The organism is Methanobrevibacter sp. (assembly GCF_036307625.1).
Taxonomy (GTDB): Archaea; Methanobacteriota; Methanobacteria; order Methanobacteriales; family Methanobacteriaceae; genus Methanocatella.
The window spans coordinates 1-20,731 of the sequence record NZ_JAXJXF010000026.1; the positions used below are offsets into that span (position 1 = coordinate 1).

22 protein-coding genes are annotated in these 20,731 nt (G+C 33.2%); 10 read left to right on the forward strand and 12 right to left on the reverse strand.

What is annotated here, in order from left to right:
- A partial coding sequence (gene modA / locus UIB65_RS01130) for a molybdate ABC transporter substrate-binding protein (RefSeq protein ID WP_330039311.1) occupies positions 1-665 on the reverse strand: 665 nt, incomplete at its 3' end.
- Between the two features lie 409 nt (positions 666-1,074).
- Between modA and UIB65_RS01135 the strand changes: the two genes are divergently transcribed.
- Entirely contained in the window at positions 1,075-1,482 is a 408-nt protein-coding gene (locus UIB65_RS01135; protein ID WP_330039312.1) for a pyridoxamine 5'-phosphate oxidase family protein, read from the forward strand.
- A 23-nt stretch (positions 1,483-1,505) separates the two neighbouring features.
- Here UIB65_RS01135 and UIB65_RS01140 read toward each other — a convergent pair whose 3' ends face one another.
- The 4 genes from UIB65_RS01140 to UIB65_RS01155 all read right to left on the reverse strand — a co-directional run bounded on the left by UIB65_RS01140 (position 1,506) and on the right by UIB65_RS01155 (position 5,531).
- Positions 1,506-2,891 carry a glutamate synthase-related protein gene (locus tag UIB65_RS01140; RefSeq protein ID WP_330039313.1) on the reverse strand — a complete coding sequence of 462 codons (1,386 nt, stop codon included), beginning with the start codon at positions 2,889-2,891 and terminating at the stop codon, positions 1,506-1,508.
- Between the two features lie 52 nt (positions 2,892-2,943).
- A complete protein-coding gene (locus UIB65_RS01145; protein ID WP_330039314.1) occupies positions 2,944-3,663 on the reverse strand; it encodes a carboxymuconolactone decarboxylase family protein in 720 nt (239 codons plus the stop codon).
- A 144-nt stretch (positions 3,664-3,807) separates the two neighbouring features.
- Positions 3,808-3,921: a symporter small accessory protein gene (locus UIB65_RS01150; protein ID WP_330039315.1), complete on the reverse strand. Its 114-nt coding sequence runs from the start codon at positions 3,919-3,921 to the stop codon at positions 3,808-3,810.
- Positions 3,921-5,531, reverse strand: a complete 1,611-nt coding sequence (locus UIB65_RS01155; RefSeq protein ID WP_330039316.1) for a sodium/solute symporter — start codon at positions 5,529-5,531, stop codon at positions 3,921-3,923. Before UIB65_RS01155 ends, UIB65_RS01150 begins: the two co-directional genes overlap by 1 nt.
- Positions 5,532-5,772: 241 nt before the next feature.
- Here UIB65_RS01155 and UIB65_RS01160 point away from each other — a divergent pair, with 241 nt between their 5' ends.
- Both UIB65_RS01160 and UIB65_RS01165 read left to right on the forward strand, forming a co-directional pair.
- Entirely contained in the window at positions 5,773-7,074 is a 1,302-nt protein-coding gene (locus tag UIB65_RS01160; protein WP_330039317.1) for a phenylacetate--CoA ligase, read from the forward strand.
- Between the two features lie 8 nt (positions 7,075-7,082).
- Positions 7,083-7,514, forward strand: coding sequence for an amino acid-binding protein (locus UIB65_RS01165; protein ID WP_330039318.1), 432 nt, complete (start codon positions 7,083-7,085; stop codon positions 7,512-7,514).
- An 89-nt stretch (positions 7,515-7,603) separates the two neighbouring features.
- Here UIB65_RS01165 and UIB65_RS01170 read toward each other — a convergent pair whose 3' ends face one another.
- The 4 genes from UIB65_RS01170 to iorA form a co-directional block, all read right to left on the reverse strand.
- Complete coding sequence (locus UIB65_RS01170) at positions 7,604-7,726, reverse strand: hypothetical protein (protein ID WP_330039319.1); 123 nt, start codon at positions 7,724-7,726, stop codon at positions 7,604-7,606.
- 184 nt (positions 7,727-7,910) lie between these two features.
- Positions 7,911-8,189 carry a hypothetical protein gene (locus UIB65_RS01175; RefSeq protein WP_330039320.1) on the reverse strand — a complete coding sequence of 93 codons (279 nt, stop codon included), beginning with the start codon at positions 8,187-8,189 and terminating at the stop codon, positions 7,911-7,913.
- Between the two features lie 54 nt (positions 8,190-8,243).
- Positions 8,244-8,828 (reverse strand): indolepyruvate oxidoreductase subunit beta, encoded by a 585-nt coding sequence (locus UIB65_RS01180; protein WP_330039321.1) that lies wholly within the window; start codon positions 8,826-8,828, stop codon positions 8,244-8,246.
- Positions 8,829-8,832: 4 nt separating this feature from the next.
- Entirely contained in the window at positions 8,833-10,725 is a 1,893-nt protein-coding gene (gene iorA / locus UIB65_RS01185; protein ID WP_330039322.1) for an indolepyruvate ferredoxin oxidoreductase subunit alpha, read from the reverse strand.
- A gap of 109 nt (positions 10,726-10,834) precedes the next feature.
- Here iorA and tfrB point away from each other — a divergent pair, with 109 nt between their 5' ends.
- From tfrB to glyS, 5 genes are read left to right on the forward strand one after another with little or no spacing between them, the layout of a single operon-like run.
- Positions 10,835-12,310 carry a fumarate reductase (CoM/CoB) subunit TfrB gene (gene tfrB, locus UIB65_RS01190; RefSeq protein ID WP_330039361.1) on the forward strand — a complete coding sequence of 492 codons (1,476 nt, stop codon included), beginning with the start codon at positions 10,835-10,837 and terminating at the stop codon, positions 12,308-12,310.
- 11 nt (positions 12,311-12,321) lie between these two features.
- Positions 12,322-13,230, forward strand: coding sequence for a TrmJ/YjtD family RNA methyltransferase (locus tag UIB65_RS01195; protein ID WP_330039323.1), 909 nt, complete (start codon positions 12,322-12,324; stop codon positions 13,228-13,230).
- Positions 13,227-14,054: a 4Fe-4S binding protein gene (locus tag UIB65_RS01200; protein ID WP_330039324.1), complete on the forward strand. Its 828-nt coding sequence runs from the start codon at positions 13,227-13,229 to the stop codon at positions 14,052-14,054. The genes UIB65_RS01195 and UIB65_RS01200 overlap by 4 nt, the downstream gene beginning before the upstream one ends.
- A gap of 15 nt (positions 14,055-14,069) precedes the next feature.
- Positions 14,070-14,657, forward strand: coding sequence for a dCTP deaminase (gene dcd / locus UIB65_RS01205; RefSeq protein ID WP_330039325.1), 588 nt, complete (start codon positions 14,070-14,072; stop codon positions 14,655-14,657).
- A 12-nt stretch (positions 14,658-14,669) separates the two neighbouring features.
- Complete coding sequence (gene glyS / locus UIB65_RS01210) at positions 14,670-16,364, forward strand: glycine--tRNA ligase (RefSeq protein WP_330039326.1); 1,695 nt, start codon at positions 14,670-14,672, stop codon at positions 16,362-16,364.
- Positions 16,365-16,373: 9 nt separating this feature from the next.
- Here glyS and UIB65_RS01215 read toward each other — a convergent pair whose 3' ends face one another.
- Complete coding sequence (locus UIB65_RS01215; RefSeq protein WP_330039327.1) at positions 16,374-17,150, reverse strand: transcriptional regulator FilR1 domain-containing protein; 777 nt, start codon at positions 17,148-17,150, stop codon at positions 16,374-16,376.
- Positions 17,151-17,336: 186 nt separating this feature from the next.
- On the opposite strand from UIB65_RS01215, the gene UIB65_RS01220 reads away from it, so the two are divergent.
- Positions 17,337-18,092 (forward strand): TatD family hydrolase, encoded by a 756-nt coding sequence (locus tag UIB65_RS01220; protein WP_330039328.1) that lies wholly within the window; start codon positions 17,337-17,339, stop codon positions 18,090-18,092.
- A 49-nt stretch (positions 18,093-18,141) separates the two neighbouring features.
- Positions 18,142-19,047 (forward strand): TDT family transporter, encoded by a 906-nt coding sequence (locus tag UIB65_RS01225; protein WP_330039329.1) that lies wholly within the window; start codon positions 18,142-18,144, stop codon positions 19,045-19,047.
- Here the strand turns inward: UIB65_RS01225 and UIB65_RS01230 are convergent.
- Both UIB65_RS01230 and UIB65_RS01235 read right to left on the reverse strand, forming a co-directional pair.
- Positions 19,044-19,640 (reverse strand): hypothetical protein, encoded by a 597-nt coding sequence (locus UIB65_RS01230; protein WP_330039330.1) that lies wholly within the window; start codon positions 19,638-19,640, stop codon positions 19,044-19,046. The genes UIB65_RS01225 and UIB65_RS01230 overlap by 4 nt on opposite strands.
- Positions 19,641-19,645: 5 nt before the next feature.
- A complete protein-coding gene (locus UIB65_RS01235; protein WP_330039331.1) occupies positions 19,646-20,698 on the reverse strand; it encodes a DUF1611 domain-containing protein in 1,053 nt (350 codons plus the stop codon).
- Positions 20,699-20,731 lie beyond the last annotated feature (33 nt).

Consider the following 20,731-nt stretch of genomic DNA (forward strand, 5'->3'; position numbering starts at 1 on the left):
ACTTTAACATTATCATTGGATTTAGCATCAGTAGCATATACAATACCACAATCTGCAGATCCTTGAGCAACTTGATTTAATACAGCAGTCACATCGGTACCTAATGATAATTTAGATTCTACACTATCCCAAATACCAGTATTATTTAATACTTCTTGAGCATATTGTCCAGCAGGTACAGATTTAGGATCACCAATAGCAATATTACCTTTTACATTCTTCAAATCATCAAATGAAGAGATATTAGAGTTTGAATCTTTAGGGACAATTAAAACAACCTTATTTTCTAAAAATTGGAGATTGGTTTTATTGTCAACAATACCTTTATCAGCTAAAGCATTCATCTGTTTGTTAGCAGCAGACATGAACACATCAGCTTTTAAACCATTTTCAATTTGAGTTTGCAAATCCCCACTTGAAGCATAGGTAGGTGTAACTTTTACACCATTATATTTTTGTTCAAACATCGGGATTAATTTTTCGTCGAAAACATTTTTCAAACTAGCTGCTGCAGCTAAGTTAACAGTTTGTCCATTTAAATCAGGTGCATTATTAGAATCACTAGCACCTACTGAGTCAAAGAAACCTGCAGAAACAATACCCGCACCAGCAACAACTATTGCAGCAAAAATTGCAATGAGCAATATTTTTTTTGTAGACTTCATAATTATTCTCCTTTAAATTAATTAAACATACCATGACCAAACATCCAAAACACGAATTGAAAGATAATGAAAAAAAGTGATGAACTTTGAAAAAAATATATGATAAAATATTCCAATATAACACAACACACACATCTACACATTGCAGACATGAAATCATGAAAATAAAAATAACTTAAATTTTAATTCATAATATCTCATTTTTTTCACTATTTATTCGACGTTCTTAAAGTACAATTAAAATATTTTGGCCCATAATTATAACTATAATAACATGATATATAAATATTTACATATCGATATAACCATATTCATATCGAGCAAAATTATTATCTTAAAAAAATGAATAGATTAATATATGCTTTCCAAAATATAACAATAATGGTATCAAACTTTTAGAGGGATTTAAATGTCAGATATTGAAAAAGTTAACGAAATATTAGAAAAAGCAGAAGAATTCTACCTAGCAACTGTCGACGGAGACAAACCAAAAGTAAGACCTTTAGGATTCCATTTATTAGATGATGACAAAATCTACTTTGGTGTTGGAACCTTCAAAGCAGTTTATAAACAAATGGAAGCTAATCCAAATGTTGAAATAGCCGCATGGGACGGAGAACACTTCCTAAGATATTATGGTGTTGCCGATTTAACCAAAAATGAAGAAATAGTTGAAAAAGCATTTGAACTCATGCCGGAAATTGCTGAAGCATACAAAGCAAACGGCTGGGAAATGGGAGTCTTTTTCCTAGACAAAGCTACAGCTGAAATCAGAAACATGATGGAAGTTGAAGAAACATATGAATTTGAGTATTAACAATACTCAAATCCTATTTAAAATTAAACATGCCCAATATCCGTATAATCAGATATTTCCGAATTTATTGTAGACAAATCATTAATGTTCAAGTCATGTACATTTTCATGACCAGTTATTCTCGCAAAAGTTTTTAACTCTTCAGTTGAAACTTTTAAATAATTTTCAACTCTTTTTGAAGCAGATTCTATTTTTAACCTTTGTCTTAATTCTTCATCTTGCGTTGCAACACCAACAGGACAATCCCCACTATCACAAATTTTATACTGCTGACATGCAGCAGCAATCATTGCAGCAGTACCAATAGCTATTGCATTTGCACCCATTGCCAATGCCTTTGCAAAATCAGAGGACACCCTTAAACCTCCAGTTATTGTTAGGGAGATATCGCTTTCATGTTCATCCAAATATTTTCGAGCGCGTGAAAGTGCATAAACAGTTGGAACTGATGTAGCATCCCTGATTAACTTTGGACTTGCACCGGTTGAACCGCCACGACCATCAATAGTAATAAAATCAGGTTCAGCATATAATACATACTCCAAATCATCTTCAATTCTTCCAGCGGCAAACTTTAAACCAATTGGTCTGCCATGAGACCTTGATCTTAAATCATCCACCAACTCTTTCAAATCATCTTTAGTTTCAATACCAGGAATCGTTGCGGGAGAATGAATATCATGACCCAAAGGTTTTCCACGGATTTCTGCAATTTCAGAAGTTACTTTTTCTCCTTGAAGCTGTCCTCCAAGACCAGGTTTGGTTGCCTGACCAATTTTAATTTCGATTGCATCAACATTTTTTAAATTTTCTTCATTTACCGAATACTGATTTGGGACATACTCAAAAATATACCTGTAAGCATTTTCCATCTCTTCGGGAAGTATTCCTCCCTCACCACTACACTGTGCTGTCTTAATAGCTGCACTGCCTTTCGCAAGTGCAATTTTAGTTTCCCTTGACAGTGCTCCAAAAGACATGTGAGTAATGTATATTGGACTTTCAATGACCAATGGTTTTTTAGCATTTTTACCAATTATTGTCTGTGTGTTTACATCGACATCACTTTCCAAAGGTTGAGGGTTTAACTGATTTCCTAAAATTAGTATTTCATCCCAATTAGGCATTGGCAAATCTGTATACATTGCAGATACCAATGATTTACCAGTAATTGCCATTTGATGAATTGAATCCATTTGTCTTATGTCTTTATCGCTTTTTGCATATTTCTTGTCATAAAACAAATTAGAATCGTCTGAGGTTGAATTTTCACTAGACTGTGAATTTTCTACTTTTACAAATTTAGATATCGGCTGGCCGCAGATTGGACATTTATCTAAATTTTTTAAAAGTATTCCTGTCGCTTCTTCGTTGTGTATGTGACCACAAATTGTACATTTGTATATCATGGTAACCAACTCACTTGATTTAATAAGTAATTACCTACTATAAATATTTTAGCTATTCACAAATTTCATTAATAATCGATAGTGCATTGAGTGACCTTGGAAAACCAATATAAGGTAAAACTACTGTTATAGCTGAAACTAATTTTTCTTTGTTGTTGCCGACAGACAAATTACCTTGAGCATGACCCCTAAGCTGGTTTTCACAACCACCAAGTGTTGCAATGAACACAAAGGTGATTAGTTCCCTTTGCTGGTCGTTTAAACCATCACGGGTGTAAAAGTCTCCAAAGCAAAATCCTTCCAGAAAAGTGTTGAAGTGTTTTTGACCTTCAGGAGCATTGTCATTCATTGCCTGAATCATTTCAGCTCCGAAATACCTGTCCTGAATTTCACGTCCCTTCTGACGCCTGTTGTCAGAAGTAGTATTTGACCTGTTTTCCAATGGTAAATCAATTCCCTTTTTTTCAAACACTTTAATTACAACTCCAAAGAAATTATGTGCACGGCCAAATCCAACATAAGGCACAGACTGGTAGAGCAATTCTTTAACCTCTTCAGGAGTTATATATTTATTTATTGAAGAAAGTAAAATCTTTTTAAATGCCTTTGGTGATTGACAGGCAATCAATGAAGCCAATGTCACCAATACAGATTCTTTCTGTGTTAATGTAGAGTATTCATAAACTTCATTAAAAGCAAATCGTTTAAATATCTCATGAAATTCAGGATCATTTTTCCGGATTCTTTCAAAATTGTCGTATAAATCATTCATGATAATATCTTTAATGTTGTTAAATAATTAAATTTCCGATTTGGCATAGAAATATGATGATGTAGGCTGGCGTTTATAGATTTTGTAAAAAAAGAAATCATTCAAAGAAATTAATGATTAATAAAAAAAGTAAAGATAAGGGAATTATGCTCCCTTATTCCAGTTCACAATACCATAAACAATACATAAAAGTGTGGATAAGATAATTCCAACATAAACTCCCCAAATCAATGGATCCTCTATTCCAAAAATCATCATTATGCATCACTTCCTTTTTTGCCTATGTTTTCAAATGCTTTGTCAATTACTTCTTGAGCAGGAGGCTGAGTAAGTAAACTTACAACGATTACAAATATTGCTGAAACCGGAACAGCAATTAGCATTACATCAATAAACGGCCATGGTGCTGCAGGCAAGAGTGTATCAACACCAAATATGAATTTACAAATTCCAAGACCAACCGCAGTCTTTTTGAATACAAACATTAACCAGAACAGACTTACAAATGTTCCGGACAATATTCCTGCAATTGCTCCAAGTCTTGTAATTCCTTTCCAGTAAAGTGCACCTAAAAATACAGGCAGGAATGCTGCCGCACAGATTTCAAAGAATAAACTTGTTCCAAGTGCAACCACACTTCCTGGAAGTGAAAATGCCATGACCAATGCCAAAATAATAGCTATTAAAATACCCACTCTAGAAATTGATACTTGATCCAGTTTTTGTTTTGATTTGTCTCTTAAAGTATGATATATATCCACACCAAATGCTGTTCCCTGAGTATGCAATTGTGAGGATATGGTTGACATTGCAGCAGCAATTAATGACAATAAGAAGATATATACAAACCATTCAGGCAGTGCCATTGTAATGAATGTAGGAATAATCTTATCAATATTTCCTCCAACAACATCAACTGCAATTTTACCCAATTTATCCATGAAATATACATTTGAAAGTGACCCTACAATGTAAGCAGTTGTAGGCATAATTGCAATGAATATTCCACCAATTAAAACAGATCTGTTCAATTCCATATCAGATTTAACAGTCATGAACCTTACAATTAATGAAGGCTGTGCGAGTACCCCAATACCCACACCAATTAAAGTAGATGAAACTAAAGACCACCAGAACGGTGTTCCAAATTCTGGAAACGAAGTCCAACCCGTTCCGCCCGTAGCCAAAGCATCTGCAGGATACAAATTACCCATATTCGTAAGTGCAATATTTGCAGTATCGATTCCACCAAGCAACCAATATACAAATACAAGCAGGAAAACCATAGCTAAAACCATAATTGTTCCCTGAAGTGCATCAGTATACATTACACCACGTATGCCTCCAAATAGAACATAAAATGTAATAATGATTGATAAAATTAAAAGTGCGATACTGAAATCAATCAACAGAGATGATTCCAAAAATCTAGCCGCACCAATCAATACGACAGCAGCATAGATTGGCATTGCACAAAAAATAATTAATCCAGATACTGACTGAATAAATTTACTGTCAAAACGTTTACCTAAAAACTCTGGAAAAGTCAATGACTCCAATGCATGACCCATACGTCGAGTTCTTTTTCCCAAAAATACAAAAGCGATGAACACACCAATAATAATATTCAAGAATGCTAACCATAAAACACTCATACCATATTGGCCCGCAACACCTCCAAAACCAACAATAGCCGCCGTCGAAATAAATGTAGCACCATAACTCATTGCCATAATAAATGGATGAGTATCTTTACCAGCTATCATAAAATCTTCAGAGGAATTAGTTTTTTTGTATGCATAATAACCTACAAGAACCAAAGCAAAAATGTAGATTATAAATACAATTGCCAAAATCATTACGTCCATAAATAATTACCTCTTAAAAAGGAATATTAAAAATTAATTCTAATATTACAATTATTTATATACTATAAAATAATATATAAATATTGGCATAATGATACATTGATGTACAATAAAGTACATTAATATTATTGGTCAAAAAATATAATAAACTCCACACAATAATTAAACAACATTATAAATTTTTATAGTACTTCAACCTAATAATTAAACATATTAAAAAAAATATTAAAATAGGGATACTATGTTTTGGAATGAAAAAGCGGAATGTATGAGCAAAGATGAAAAAGAAGCCCTTCAACTTGAAAGACTTCAAAAAACTGTCAAGCATGCATATGAAAATATTGAATTTTATAAAAAGAGATTTGATGAAATTGGATTAAAGCCAGAAGACATCAAAACCCTAAAGGATATCGAAAAAATCCCATTTACAACAAAAACCGATTTAAGAGAAGCATATCCATTGGGATTACTAGCGGTACCCCGTGAAGAAATCGTAGAAGTTCACGCCTCATCTGGAACAACTGGTAAACCAACAGTAACCGCATACACACAAGATGACTTGGATATTTGGGGAGAATGTATTGCACGTGGCCTTAAAATGGTTGGTGCTGAAAAAGAATATATTATCCAAAATGCTTATGGATACGGATTGTTTACAGGAGGTTTCGGTATTCACCACGGAGGAAATAAAATGGGTGCCATAACCATACCGATTTCTGCAGGAAATACAAAAAGGCAACTTGACACCATGGTAGATTTCCAAAGTGATATCCTAACTTGTACCCCTTCATATGCGACATACCTTGGTGAATCAAGAGAAAAAGCTGGAATTCAATTAGAAGACATTAATCTTAAAGCAGGAATACATGGGGCTGAAATGTGGACTAGCGAGATGAGAAAAAGAATTGAAACATCTCTTGGAATTAAAGCTTACAACATTTATGGATTAACCGAGGTAATGGGGCCGGGAGTTGCTCAGGAATGTGGTGAACAAAACGGAATGCATATCCAAGACGATCATTTCTACCCAGAAATCATCGATTCAGAAACCGGCGAAACATTAGATTACGGTGAAAAAGGGGAACTTGTTTTAACATCCCTAACTAAAACTGGAATGCCTATTTTAAGATTTAGAACAAAAGACCTGACTTCATTAATTGGTGAAAAATGTGAATGTGGAAGAACAACTGTAAGAATGACCAGAATCACTGGAAGAAGTGACGACATGCTTAAAATCAAAGGTGTAATGGTATTCCCATCACAAATTGAAAAAGCATTGCTCAAAATTAAAGGAATCAGTCCTAATTACATGATTCATGTAACAAGACCAGACATTCTTGATGAGGTCGAAGTTAAGGTAGAAGCTTCCAAAGAGTTATTCTCAGATGAAATGAAAGAAATGGAAAGAATAGAAAAACAAATCCAAGCATCAATTAGATCAGAAACTGGTTTAAGAGTAGATGTAACATTATGTGAACCAGATTCACTTCCAAGAAGTGAAGGTAAAGCTGTTCGTGTAATAGATGAAAGGAATTTTGAATAGGTGATATAATGGTAGTTCAACAAATTTCAATATTTATCGAAAACAAAGAAGGAAGAATTAAAAAAGCTATTGACACACTAGCTAAGGAAAATATTAACATTCGTGCGCTTTCAATAGCTGATACAACAAAATATGGAATTTTAAGATTGATTGTTTCTGACAATGAAAAGGCAATTAATGCCCTTGAAAAAGACGGTTTTGTTGTAAAAGAAAATGATGTTATCATCGTGGCAGTTCCTGATGAACCAAACGGATTAAATTCTACATTAGCAATCTTTGATGAAAAAGGAATCAATTTAGAATATTTATATGCATTTGTAAGCAGTAACACTGATGAAGCTATAGTAGTTATGAGATTGGAAAATATGGAAAAAGCTATTGAAGTTTTAGAAGATAGTGATGCCAAAATTTTAAATACTGATGACATAAAAGAACTTTAGAAAAGATTGAAATCTTTTCTATAACTTATTTTTATTTTTTTACATAATGATGCAAGAATACCTCAACTTCTGTAAGTCGAGGATGAATCTTAAAGTGCTCTAAAACTCATCAACACACTACTTTTTTCTGCTACTTTTTTAATTGAAGCAGTATGCAATTCAAATGAGAGATATTTATCTTCAAAAGTTTTATTCTCTTGTAAACACTGCATTTATTCAAAATCATCATCATAAAACTCAGATTTTGGAGATCATCCCCCAGTAACCTTCACGATAGATTTTAATTCAACAGTTTTTCATTTAAACTCAAATTCAATTTTAAAAAAATAAAATCTAAAAAACTAAAAAAAGACCATTAAAAACATGAAAAAAATAGAAAAAATTAAAGAAAAATAGCTAGAATTCTTTAATCATTTTAGCTACATCTTCTTTTGAATAACCTAAACGAACAAAAAGATTTTTAATAGATTCATTTTCAGGAATTGAACCCAATTCCCTCCAACTTTTAAAATCATTTTTTAAAATACCATTGATTAAAAGTTGAATAGTGATTAAATCATCACTTTTAACAGCAATAAATGCATCTTCATCAGCAAAAACATTGTCCGGATCAATTAAAGTAAGTTTGCCTGTTACATCTTTTTTTACAATTGCATTATCAATTTTGTAAGTCATAATACCACAACTCTCCACTTACTAAAAACTTTATTTTAAATAGTATTTAAATATTTAACCTTTAATAGATTTATATCCACTTTCAATAGCTTTTAAATTCATATCATGGAATTTTGGTTTTAAATTATTTTTCATTGCATCAATGACAGAATCCTTTGATAAAGGGAACTTATCATCCGCAGTCACAGCACCCAATAAAACCATATTCAATGCCAAAACACTTCCCGCATCAATAGCCAATTTAGTTCCATCAATCGGAAGAACATGTTTAAAATTCTCTTTTAAAGTTTTGGTTATGCTGTCAACACTTGGATAATTCTTATCTGATGAAGAAGGAATAATTGGATGAGTATTATATACAATTTTAGTTTCACTGTTTACCTTATCCAATCCCCTTATGGTTTCAATCGGTTCAAAAGAAAGCAACATATCTGCACCATGATTTGGAATGATTGAAGAATTATATCCTCCTATTTTTAATTCAGTAGAAACAGATCCACCTCTTTGAGACATTCCATGAATTTCACTCATTACCACATCCAAACCCTGATTCATTGCAGCTTCACCTATGATTGTAGAAGTTTTAATAATTCCCTGACCTCCAACACCGCAAATATATATACTATAATGATTATCCATTTTCTCACCTACCTGCCTCTAAAGCACCATACCTACAAACTTGAATACATACATTACATCCATCACATTGTGATTGGTCTATGACAATTTTTCCATTAATTTTTGAAATAGCAGGACATGCAAGTTCACTTACACATTTATCACAGTTATTACAATTGCTTTCAACCAATTTTACTGGAGGTTTTTTGGTTAAACCTTTAATTAATGTACATGGAGCTTTTGATACAATTACAGCAGCATCATTTCTTTCAAATGCTTCTTTATAAGTTTTAATAACTTGTTCCAAATTAAATGGATTGATTACGCGCACATAATCACATCCGCAAGCCAAAGCCAATTTACGGATGGATATTTCAGGTGCTTCATCACCCATTCCATCAACCGGAATTCCAGGATTTGGCTGACCGCCAGTCATTGCAGTAATCCTATTATCCAAAACAGTCAATACAAAATTATGTTTGTTGTGAACTGCATTTATCAATGGAGAAATACCACTGTGGAAAAATGTTGAATCCCCAATAAAGCTTGCCACTTTTTGGTCAGTTGAAACAGAAAATCCACAACCATCACCAACACTTGAACCCATAGACAACAAGTAATCGGCCGCATTATATGGCGGGTTAATACCTAAAGTATAACATCCAATATCTGATGCAAACACCACATCATCAGCTTTCAATCCAAGCTCACCAATAGCTTTGTTGATTCCATAATACATCGCCCTATGAGGACATCCTGCACATAAAACAGGTGCACGGGATGGAATATCCTGAGATAATTTTTCCAAACTTGATGAGTAACTGGTAGATTCACTTTCATCAAATTTCAATATTTTATTGAATCCTTCGCCAACAATGTCTGAATTAAATTCATGATAAAGAGGGAAGGTTCCATCCAATTTACCGTGAACAATAACATCCAACTTTTTAGAACCGATTGTGGCCAATGTGTCTTTTTCTATTATAGGATCAACTTCCTCAACAATGAACACTTCGTCCAAATCACTTAAAAATTCAGCCACTTTTTCCTGTGGGAAAGGATATGAGAATCCCAATTTTAAAATATCCACATCCAAATCATTGAATTTAACAACATCATGAGCATAGTTATAAGCACTGCTTGAAGAAATCACACCATATTTCTTATCACTTGCAAAATTCACTTCACTATTTAAATCACTGCTATTGGTAATCTCTTCAATCTTATGTATTTTATCCCATAATCTAACATGCATTTCGCCGGCAAAAGCAGGCACCGGAACAAATTGAGAAGGGTCTTTTTTAAAGTGACCTCTTTTCCAATGGTCATCGTTGTTTGATGAGTTATCATTAATATCACCAAATTCCACAACCCCCCTCATGTGAGATACACGAGTAGTTGTCCTAACGATTACCGGAATTTGGAACTGTTCAGATAAATCAAATGCATATTTAACCATGTCCTTTACTTCCTGACAGTTAGATGGTTCTAAAATAGGAACATTAGCTAATCTAGCATAATTACGAGTATCCTGTTCATTTTGAGATGAAAAAAGTGAAGGATCATCTGCAGACAATATTACCATTCCACCCCGAACTCCAGAATAAGCAGTAGTCATGAAAGAATCTGCAGCTACATTCATACCTACATGTTTCATAAATGTAAATGAACGTAATCCTGAAGCGGCAGCAGTAGCTGCAACCTCCATAGCGACTTTTTCATTAGCAGAAAACTCAAAATAAATATTAGCTTCTTTAGCCAATACTGATAATACATTTCCAATTTCTGATGAAGGAGTTCCCGGATAAGTAGCTGCAATAGAAACACCTGCCTCTATTACTCCTCTTACAGCAGCCTCATTACCAAGTAAAAATTGTTTTTCACCAGTAACTCCTGTAACTAATTCTTTTAAATTCATTATATTTTCCTCAAAAATATCATTAATACAATATATTATATAATAGTTTAAGATATAAATATTATATTATAATATTTTATAAGCTTTTATAATAATTGGAGGGGAAATGATGATTAAAGTATATGTTTCAAGATTCAATAGTGAAACCGATGCAGAACCTCATTTGGAGTGTTATGAAATCGAAAAAACACCCCATATGAAAGTACTTGATGCACTTCAAGCTATCAATGAAAAATATGATGCTGACATTAGCTTTAGAAGTTCATGCAGGGCGGGACAATGCGGATCATGCGGAATATTGTTTAAAGGAAATGGTGCTCTTGCCTGTCAAAAAGAGATTAAGGACGGAGCGATAATTGAACCGCTGAACTTCCCGGTCATTAAAGATTTGATTGTTGATAAGTCAAGTATCGAAGCCAAAGTAAAAGATTTAGAGTTATCCCTCCAATGTGACCATAAATGTAGCGAGCTTGATACTTCAATTACAAAAGAAGACATTCGAGATACAAAAAAAGTAAGAAGTTGTATAGAATGTTATTCCTGCCTTTCAACTTGTCCTGTTGTTAATATAGCAACAGAAGAATTTGGCGGACCTTACATAATGAGATATATTGACAAGTTTGAAACCGATCCAAGAGAAAACTTTGACAGACTTAAAGAAGCCTTGGATGAAGGTTTATACAAATGTACCAGCTGCGGAAAATGCCTTGCAGTATGTCCTAAAAATATCAACACATTTGGTGATGCGATTGAAAAGATGAGAGCTATTGCAGTTGCAAATGGTTCAGGACCACTTCCAGAGCATGTTGCATTTAAAGAAAACATTTTAGAAAGCGGAAGATCTATTAAAACCAATAAAACACCTTTTGTCGAACAGGCTGAGAATTATAAAGGATCAAAGATTGCATTCTTTACAGGATGTATGGTTGACTACAAATTCCCCGAAATCGGACAAATGCTAGTTGATGTTTTAAAAGAAAACGGCATAGATATTGATGTTCCAGAAGGACAGGTTTGCTGTGGTTCCCCATTATTAAGAACAGGTCAAACCGACATAGTTCAAGACCTTGTTGATAAAAATAAAGAAGTTTTCAAGGATTACGATACAATCATTACAATTTGTTCCGGTTGCGGAGCTACACTCAAAAATAACCATCCTGAATTCGGTTCCAAATTAAATGTGATGGACATTAGTGAATTTTTAGTAGATAAACTGGATACCAGCAAATTGAAAGATGTAAACATGACTGTTACCTACCACGATCCTTGCCATTTAGGCAGAGGCCAAGGCATTAAAGATGCACCCCGCGATATTATTGAAAAGATTCCAGGAATCACATTTAATGAAATGAAATATCCATGCCAATGTTGTGGAGCAGGAGGAGGAATCAAATCCGGAAAACCTGAAATTGCATTGGAATTAGCTCAATCAAAAGCAGAAATGGTAAAGGAAACTGAAGCCGATGCAGTGATTACAATTTGTCCGTTTTGTGAATTAAATATTCAGGATGGATTGGATTCAATAGGTTGTGAAAATATTAAAACAATGCATTTACTTGAATTATTGACAAAAGCTTATGAATAATTATCTAGAAGTTGATTAATATGGGAGATACTGCTGTAAGTGAACAAAAGGTTGTAGAAACTAGTGCAATCAAATCATCAGAAAACAAAGAAGAAAGCAAAGCAGAATCTTCATCAACCTCCACAAAAAAATCAAAGCCAAGAACTCAATCCAGAGGAAAAGCAAGAGCAAAACTCATTCGTGAAAACGAAGAAAAAGAGGTAAACCATTTTAAAGAAAACATTTATATTGTTTTTGTGGAATGTGAAACTCCGGGAAACATTGGTTTTCTTGCAAGAACTATGGCAAATTTTGGATTGAAAAATTTAATACTTATCAACCCTCCAAAATTAACCAATGAAGCTTATTATCAGGCTACTCATGGAAAATACATTGTTGAAAATGCAAAAGTCTATAATACATTAGATGATTTCTATCAATCACAAAGGATAGATTTTAAAGTTGCATCAACAGGGATGGCAGGAGGAAGCTATAATCTAGCCAGAATTCCCATAAAACCCGAAGAATTAGGAAAGTCTTTGAATGCTTCAAATAAAATTGCTATCCTATTTGGAAGAGAAGGAGATGGCCTTACAAACAATGAAATCAACAACTGCGACATCTGCGTATCCATTCCAACCGATCCGACTTACCCAATAATGAACATTTCCCATGCAGCAGCCATAATATTCTATGAACTATTCAAAAACAAGCACGAATTTGGTGTTGAGGGTTTGAATGAAAGCAACGCCGTTGAAAAGGATTACCTATTAAAAGACATGAAAGAACTGATAGATTACTTGGACATTCCAGAGCATAAAAAGAGAAATGGACTGAAAACATTCAACAACATAATTTCAAGAGCATTTATAACTAGTAGAGAAGCGCATACCCTTAAAGGAATATTAAGAAGATTAAAGAATAAACTTGGTGAACAATGAGACGACCTAGATTTGTAGACATTAGTATTTTTACTCTTAAATACATATTCAATTGGAGATTTTGGATTGCAGAGATTACCAAAAAATCAAAATCTTACAGAAAATTCATCGACAAGATGCTTTTTGAAAATGATGAAATCGTCATTATACCTAACAGCATTAATGTCAATAAGAAAATAGAATCTGAAGGCAGTGAATTCTTACCTACAGACATTCTCAAAGACGTTGTTAGACGCTGTGATGATATTGTAGTTATGAATACATGCTTATGCAGAAGTTCTAACGGCTGTGAAGATTATCCTCAAGACATTGGTTGTATTTTCCTTGGACCAACAGCAAACAAGATTCCAAAACATGTTGGAAAAAAGGTGACAGTTGATGAAGCTCTAGACCACATCGATAAGGCGGATGCTGCAGGTTTAAGCCATCTCATTGGAAAAAATAAAATCGATACCGTTTGGATGAATATACACCCAGGAGATGGACTTTTAACCATATGCCATTGCTGCCCATGTTGCTGCCTATGGAAAGTTTATCCTAACCTGGATGAGGAAATAAGCAATAAAGTAGAAAAGCTCGACGGCATTACAATAACTCTCCATGAGGACAAATGCAGAATGTGTAAAAAATGTTTAAAAGAAGTTTGCATGTTCAAGGCCATAAGTTTAAAGGACAGTAAAATCTCAATTGACTATGATATTTGCCGAGGATGTGGCCTTTGTACAACTGCATGTAAATTTGATGCTATTACAATTGATTATTCTGATGAAACTATTGATAATGTAATTAATAGGATGGACAATTTATATAAAAAAGAATTATAATGTTTGTGTGAAAATATGGCAATTTTAAGTGACAAGACTATAAAAGAATATTTAAATGAAGGGAAAATATCTATTGAACCTCTTTTAGATGAAAAACAGATACAACCTTCTTCTGTTGACATGCGATTGGGCGATGAATTTAAAGTATTTAAAGTTATTAGAAAACCTTACATCGACCCTAAAGACGAAGAGGACATTGCTTCTTATATGGAATACACCACAGTTAAAGAAGGTGAAGCATTTATTATACACCCTAATGAATTTGCACTTGCAACCACATTAGAATATGTTAAAGTACCTGATGACTTGGTGGCCAGAGTAGAAGGTCGTTCAAGTATGGGGCGTTTGGGCGTTACCATGCACGTTACCGCTGGTTTCATCGACCCAGGTTTTGAAGGAAAAATTACCTTAGAAATTTCCAACATTGGAGCAATGCCTGTGGCACTTTATCCAGGTCAAAGAGTATGTCAAATTGTATTTGAAACAATGACTACTCCTTCACAAACCCCATATGGACATCCAGATAGAAATAGTAAATACATGGGACAAACTCGCCCAGAAAGTAGTAGAGTTAAATTAGATTATGAATTGAAAAAAGATTAGGAGTTAATAATTATGAATCATGACAAAATGACCAATATCAGTGCAAAAAGAGGATTCTTATGGCCATCCTTTGAAATTTACTCAGGAGTTTCTGGATTTACAGACTATGGACCTCTCGGAGCAAGTCTAAAAAACAACATCATGCAAAAATGGAGAAAACAATATGTTTCCGGTGAAGGATTTTATGAAATTGAAGGCCCTACAGTAATGCCTAAAGAAGTTTTAAAAGCATCTGGACATGTTGATAACTTTACAGACCCTATGTGTAAATGTGAAGAATGTGGAGAAGTATTCAGAGCAGACCACATCATCGAAGAAGTAATCGGGGAAGATGTAGAAAGTTTAGAGAATGAAGAACTTGATCAAATAGTTATTGACAACAATATAACCTGTCCTGAATGTGGCGGAAAATTATCAAACATCTGGAACTACAATTTAATGTTCAAAACCGAAATCGGTGCAAAAGGAGACAAAGTAGGATACATGAGACCTGAAACCGCCCAAGGAATATTCATTTTGTTTAAACGTTTAGAAAGGTTTTTCAGAGGAAAACTTCCTTTTGGTGCAGTCCAACTTGGAAAAGCATACAGAAATGAAATTTCACCAAGACAAGGAGTAATCAGGCTTAGGGAATTCACACAGGCAGAAGCGGAAATATTTTTAAATCCTAAAGATAAAACCCACCCAAAATTCGCACAAATTGAAAATGAGATTTTAACCCTAAATTCACAGGAAGTTCAAGAGAATAATACAGACCCAATAGAAATAACTGCACGTGAAGCATTGGACAAAGGCATTGTTGCTAATGAAATGCTCATTTATCAATTATACTTAGCCCGTAAATTTTTAAATGAAATTGGAATTCCAAATAAAGCCTTAAGATTCAGACAACATTTAAAAGGAGAAATGGCCCATTATGCACTTGACTGTTGGGACGTTGAAGTTAAAACTGATAAATACGGATGGGTTGAAATTATTGGAATTGCTGACAGAGGAGATTACGACTTGTCATCCCACTCAAAATTCAGTAATGATGATTTGAACGTATTTGTCGAATACGACGAACCTAAAAAAGTTCAAAAAACCATTGTTAAACCTAACCTATCCAAATTCGGACCAATCTTTAAGGGAGATTCACCTAAAGTTAAACAAGCCATTGAAGATGCAAATCCTGAAGACATCAAAGCAGCACTTGAAAAAGATGGAAAATTCACTGTTGAACTGGACAAGACCTATGAAGTGGATGAAGAACTTCTCATCTTTGAAGATGTCGAAGAAGAAATAACCGGAGAAAAGATTGTTCCTCATGTAATCGAACCTTCATTCGGTATTGACCGTATTGTATATTCAGTCTTATTGCATTCATTTACAGAAACTGATGAAAAAGATTACTTTAAATTTGACAAATCAGTAGCTCCAGTGCAGATTGGAGTATTCCCTCTTGTAAACAAAGAGGGTCCTCGTGAAATTGCACAAAATTTGACTGAAGAGTTGAGAATGACAGGATTTAGGGTAGAATACGATGCAACCGGAACTATTGGAAAAAGATATGCTAGAGCAGATGAAATTGGTATTCCTCTTGCCATTACTGTAGATTTTGATACTCTTGAAGACAATCAGGTTACAATAAGAGACAGAGATAGTGAAGCTCAAGAAAGAATAGCTATCGATGAAATTAACAACTATTTAGAAAAATATTATAAATGAGTTTAAAACTCATTTATTCTCATTTTTAAAATTTTCAAAAAGGCTCATGGCCCATCTAATTGAATCATAATTTTTAGAAATCAACAACCTATTTTGGTCGTAACTACCATCTTCCTTAAATAAACCCAAAATCATTACCTCGTCAGTTATAATCAGCAAAATATTATTATTTCCACTGAATGAAGAAATTTTTTCAACTTTTGATTCCTCTTCAAAAATACTGAAGATACTTTCACCTACAATGGCTTCAACATGTTTGCCCTGTTCCATCAGATTATCCAACTTTTTATTAAAATTATCGTAATTAAACGGCAAAATACATTTTACCTCGTTTGCCTGTTCCAATGCACTTTCAATATAGTTATAAGTCCTATATGCATCAATGTCATTTGACTCTATCAAACTTGCATTGCCTAAAAGATACAATTCTGCTACTGAATCATTTGGAATCATATCAACCAAATGCTTATCCAATATATTAAAAAACTTGTTTAATATGTCTATAGTTTCGTTCAACTCAATTATGGTCTCGATTTTAAACCTCATGCAATTAGACAGATAATATTTACTAGATTCACGATAGATATATCCTTCCAACTCCAATTTGTGCATCGTACTTGATACGGAGCTATAACTTAATCCAGTAGTAACTGTTAAATTTTTCATAGTTTTAGGAGCATCATATAGTGATGCAAGTACTTTCAACCTAGATAATGAGTTGGTAAGATATTTTAACTCATTTGCAATTGAATTATAACATTTTAAATAACATTTATTTTCGATCACAGTAGACCACCTATCAGTATTACTTAACATATTATTTTTATTACTAAAAATATAAAATCTCTTGAAGTGAACAAGTGTGAAAAGTAACACTTCCGAAAAATATAAAAATATAATAAAATTCAGATATTTTTTTAAAATATGATAGACAAATTAAAAAAACAGATAAAAAAACACCGAGAGATAAATATGATTGATACACACATGCATGCAGATTCAAGAAGCGGGGAAGACTTCAAAGAAATGTATCTTGCAGGAATCGACACTGCAATCACATGTAGTTTTTACCCTTATAAAATCGAACATGAGATAGTTCTTTTAAATCACCTGAACAGAATTTTAGAACTGGACACCAAAAGAGCAAATGAATATGGGTTAAATTTGAAAGTAGCTTTAGGAATCCATCCAACAAATTCAAATGTGAATCCAGAAAAAATCTTTGAAAAGTTATATGAATGGATAGAAAACAAACAAATAGTTGCTATCGGAGAAATTGGCCTTGAAGATTTAACTGAAAATGAAATAAGCATATTTAAAAAGCAATTGGACATTGCAGATGAAACAAATTCCAAAGTGATTATCCATACTCCAAGAAAAAATAAAAATAAAGTTTTAAAAGAAATTTTAAACATCGTCCCACAACATTTAGATGAAAAACAAGCTGTAATAGACCACATCAATCCAAATGTCATAGAAGACGTAATAGATACCGAGTATACTTTAGGCCTGACAGTGCAACCTCAGAAAATGGATAAAACAGAAGCAATTTCAATTTTAGACGAGTATGGATTTGACAAATTCCTGTTGAATAGTGATATCAGCAACAAACCTTCCGATCCCCTTTCTGTTCCAAAAACAATACGTGAACTGCAAAGGCTCGGATACGACAAAAATGAAATAGATAAGGTATCACATAAAAATGCCGAATATTTTTTCGATATTTAAATGAGCATCCTACCAAATATTTTTCATTTTTAAAAATTAAAATAATATCATGATTGAAAAAATACCTCTTCCAATATGTGGAGTAATTCTTGCATTATTTTCACTTGGAAATCTTTTAAATGATACTCATCCCCTTTTAAAGTCCATCTGTGTGGCATTGGGCATGATATTTTTAATTTTAATAATATCTAAACTAATACTATACCCTGAAAAAATAAAAGCAGACTTTCAAAATCCAATACTGACAAGCAATTCAGGTACTTTTTCAATGAGTTTAATGCTTTTATCTACATACCTTTCACTATTTATACCAAATATTGCATTTGGTATTTGGATATTAGGTGTAGCCTTGCACATTCTACTGATGATTTACTTTACCTATCATTTTATCATACATAATTTTAATATTTTAACAGTCTATCCTAGCTACTGGATAGTGTATGTTGGAATTACGATGGGAGCAATTACTGCACATGCACACAATCTTGAAGAAATAGGAATCATATTCTTCATTGTCGGTTTTATAGCGATGATTTTAACAATGCCCCTCATAATATACAGATATATAAAATATACGGACATTCCAAATGGAAATAAGCCTCTGATTTGTATTTTTACTGCTGTTTTAAGCATACTGATTGTAGGATATATCAATTCATTCAACACAATATCAAACGAGTTTTTAATAGTGATGTACATATTTGCATGCATATTATATATATTTGCATTTGTAAAATTCATAGAATATCGAAATTTAAAGTTTTATCCAAGTTTTGCAGCATTTTCATTTCCATTTGTAATAAGCGGACTTGCAACAAAAGGAGTAATATCAAAAATAGGACCAAACATCATTCTAAATAATATTCTAAATATAGAAACAGTAATAGCTACAGGTATTGTAGCATATGTATTAATGAAATATATAAAATTTTTAAGTAGAAAATCATCTACTTAATTTTTATTTACCAATTTAACTTTTTCTGGAGAAATAATGATTAAATTTTTATTTTCTGAACGGGCAAGCAATAATGCCTGAGCACCATATCTTGTTCTCATTTTTTTAATCTTTTCACCAGCCAATCTAAAATTAGCATGACTTTCCCTTTCCAAAAAGGACAAATCTACAATGACTGGATTTTTCTCTTCAATTACCTGGTCAACAACATAATTAACATCATCAATTGATTTTGGTCTAATAAGAGCGATTTCATAAAATGATTGTTCAGGAGTAATTACATAATCATCAAATGTATTATAAACTGGAGCTGATTTAGGCATAGGGTCAGGGTTTGGATTATAATTAGGAGTCGGATTAGGACTAGGTCTATGACTAGAACGATAATTTACATCAGCATCATAATCTTGTGCTGGTTGTGAACTTTGATAATCTTTGCTTGAGGAATTTTGAAAATTGGAAACCTCAGTCATGATAGTGTCTTTTATATCGTTAAATCTTTCTGTAATACTAGAAGCATCATTAGTGTTTTCACCAGATGATTCTGTTTCTTCGAATCCCAAACTTCTTTTTAGGTTATCTTTAAATCCCATTCTAACTACTCCTCTAAATATCTAAAAATAGCATCTAATAACTTATCCGCACCATTGTTGTAAACATCTTCAGCAGGCAATCCAAATTCAGATTCAAAAGATTCGATTGTCATGTCGGAATCAGCATTTTTAAGATTGATTGATAAACCAACAACTTTTGTAGGTTCAACTGCTTCAATAGCTTTAATTTCTTCTGCAATACCTCTTGGTTCTCTGTAAGGGTGATTTGGTCTATGTCCAACTATAACTGCATCAGGAGCACTTCCAATCAATATTGCTGCAGATAAACCTCTTGGATGAGGATTTCCATCTTCAGTTAAACTAGATTGACCTTCAATAAATATAATGTCTGGTTGTTTGGTTTCTTCCACATATTTAATTGAAGACAAAACCGCAGCCGGAACATCCATTGCAGATAAACTTCCAGCCCTAAAATTAAAATCAGTAGGTTCCTCCAATCCCATTTCATCAGTGGAAATAATTGCAGGATTTAAATTTCTTTTCATACAAGCTTTACCCAACTGTTTAGTTGTAGTTCTTTTTCCACACTCCTGAGATGTTCCACCAACAAATATTACTGGAGCTTTTGGAGTATAAGAAATCTTTGGTAAAATTTCACAAGGCTTTTCTGGAGCCACACCAGCCACCATTTCAACAACATCCAATCTGGAACCTATTTCCTTAATAACAACATCTTTTGAGGATGCAAATTTCTTTAAGGATAAATTATCCTCGATTGATAATGATCTAAATGAAGTAATTACATTTAATCCGGCATCAATAGCTTGGACAGCATATTTTAAAGCTGAACCTTCAGCGCCGATTGGCAACATTATAACAAGAGATTTTGCATTAGGTGCACGTTTTAAGCATTCGTCAAGACTGCCTGCTACAACATGTCCGCAAAATTCTTTTCCTTGTTTATTAATATTATCATCAATGAATCCTACCGCTTCTACACCTTCAAGATTAGAGAATTTTTCTCCTCCACCACCACAACCAACAACGATGAATGGATTTAACTCTTGAATATCTTTAACTGATTTTACTGAATACAACAATCTCACCCCTATAACTTATAATTTATAATT

What these genes read in the sequence shown, in the direction of transcription:
- UIB65_RS01145 (WP_330039314.1), bottom strand. Translation starts at nt 3,663, where the DNA reads ATGAATGATTTATACGACAATTTTGAAAGAATCCGGAAAAATGATCCT.
- UIB65_RS01165 (WP_330039318.1), top strand. Translation starts at nt 7,083, where the DNA reads ATGGTAGTTCAACAAATTTCAATATTTATCGAAAACAAAGAAGGAAGA.
- UIB65_RS01140 (WP_330039313.1), bottom strand. Translation starts at nt 2,891, where the DNA reads ATGATATACAAATGTACAATTTGTGGTCACATACACAACGAAGAAGCG.
- dcd (WP_330039325.1), top strand. Translation starts at nt 14,070, where the DNA reads ATGGCAATTTTAAGTGACAAGACTATAAAAGAATATTTAAATGAAGGG.
- UIB65_RS01200 (WP_330039324.1), top strand. Translation starts at nt 13,227, where the DNA reads ATGAGACGACCTAGATTTGTAGACATTAGTATTTTTACTCTTAAATAC.
- UIB65_RS01180 (WP_330039321.1), bottom strand. Translation starts at nt 8,828, where the DNA reads ATGGATAATCATTATAGTATATATATTTGCGGTGTTGGAGGTCAGGGA.
- glyS (WP_330039326.1), top strand. Translation starts at nt 14,670, where the DNA reads ATGAATCATGACAAAATGACCAATATCAGTGCAAAAAGAGGATTCTTA.
- UIB65_RS01175 (WP_330039320.1), bottom strand. Translation starts at nt 8,189, where the DNA reads ATGACTTACAAAATTGATAATGCAATTGTAAAAAAAGATGTAACAGGC.
- UIB65_RS01170 (WP_330039319.1), bottom strand. Translation starts at nt 7,726, where the DNA reads ATGCAGTGTTTACAAGAGAATAAAACTTTTGAAGATAAATATCTCTCA.
- UIB65_RS01155 (WP_330039316.1), bottom strand. Translation starts at nt 5,531, where the DNA reads ATGGACGTAATGATTTTGGCAATTGTATTTATAATCTACATTTTTGCT.
- UIB65_RS01220 (WP_330039328.1), top strand. Translation starts at nt 17,337, where the DNA reads ATGATTGATACACACATGCATGCAGATTCAAGAAGCGGGGAAGACTTC.
- UIB65_RS01160 (WP_330039317.1), top strand. Translation starts at nt 5,773, where the DNA reads ATGTTTTGGAATGAAAAAGCGGAATGTATGAGCAAAGATGAAAAAGAA.
- UIB65_RS01135 (WP_330039312.1), top strand. Translation starts at nt 1,075, where the DNA reads ATGTCAGATATTGAAAAAGTTAACGAAATATTAGAAAAAGCAGAAGAA.
- UIB65_RS01225 (WP_330039329.1), top strand. Translation starts at nt 18,142, where the DNA reads ATGATTGAAAAAATACCTCTTCCAATATGTGGAGTAATTCTTGCATTA.
- iorA (WP_330039322.1), bottom strand. Translation starts at nt 10,725, where the DNA reads ATGAATTTAAAAGAATTAGTTACAGGAGTTACTGGTGAAAAACAATTT.
- UIB65_RS01230 (WP_330039330.1), bottom strand. Translation starts at nt 19,640, where the DNA reads ATGGGATTTAAAGATAACCTAAAAAGAAGTTTGGGATTCGAAGAAACA.
- UIB65_RS01150 (WP_330039315.1), bottom strand. Translation starts at nt 3,921, where the DNA reads ATGATGATTTTTGGAATAGAGGATCCATTGATTTGGGGAGTTTATGTT.
- tfrB (WP_330039361.1), top strand. Translation starts at nt 10,835, where the DNA reads ATGATTAAAGTATATGTTTCAAGATTCAATAGTGAAACCGATGCAGAA.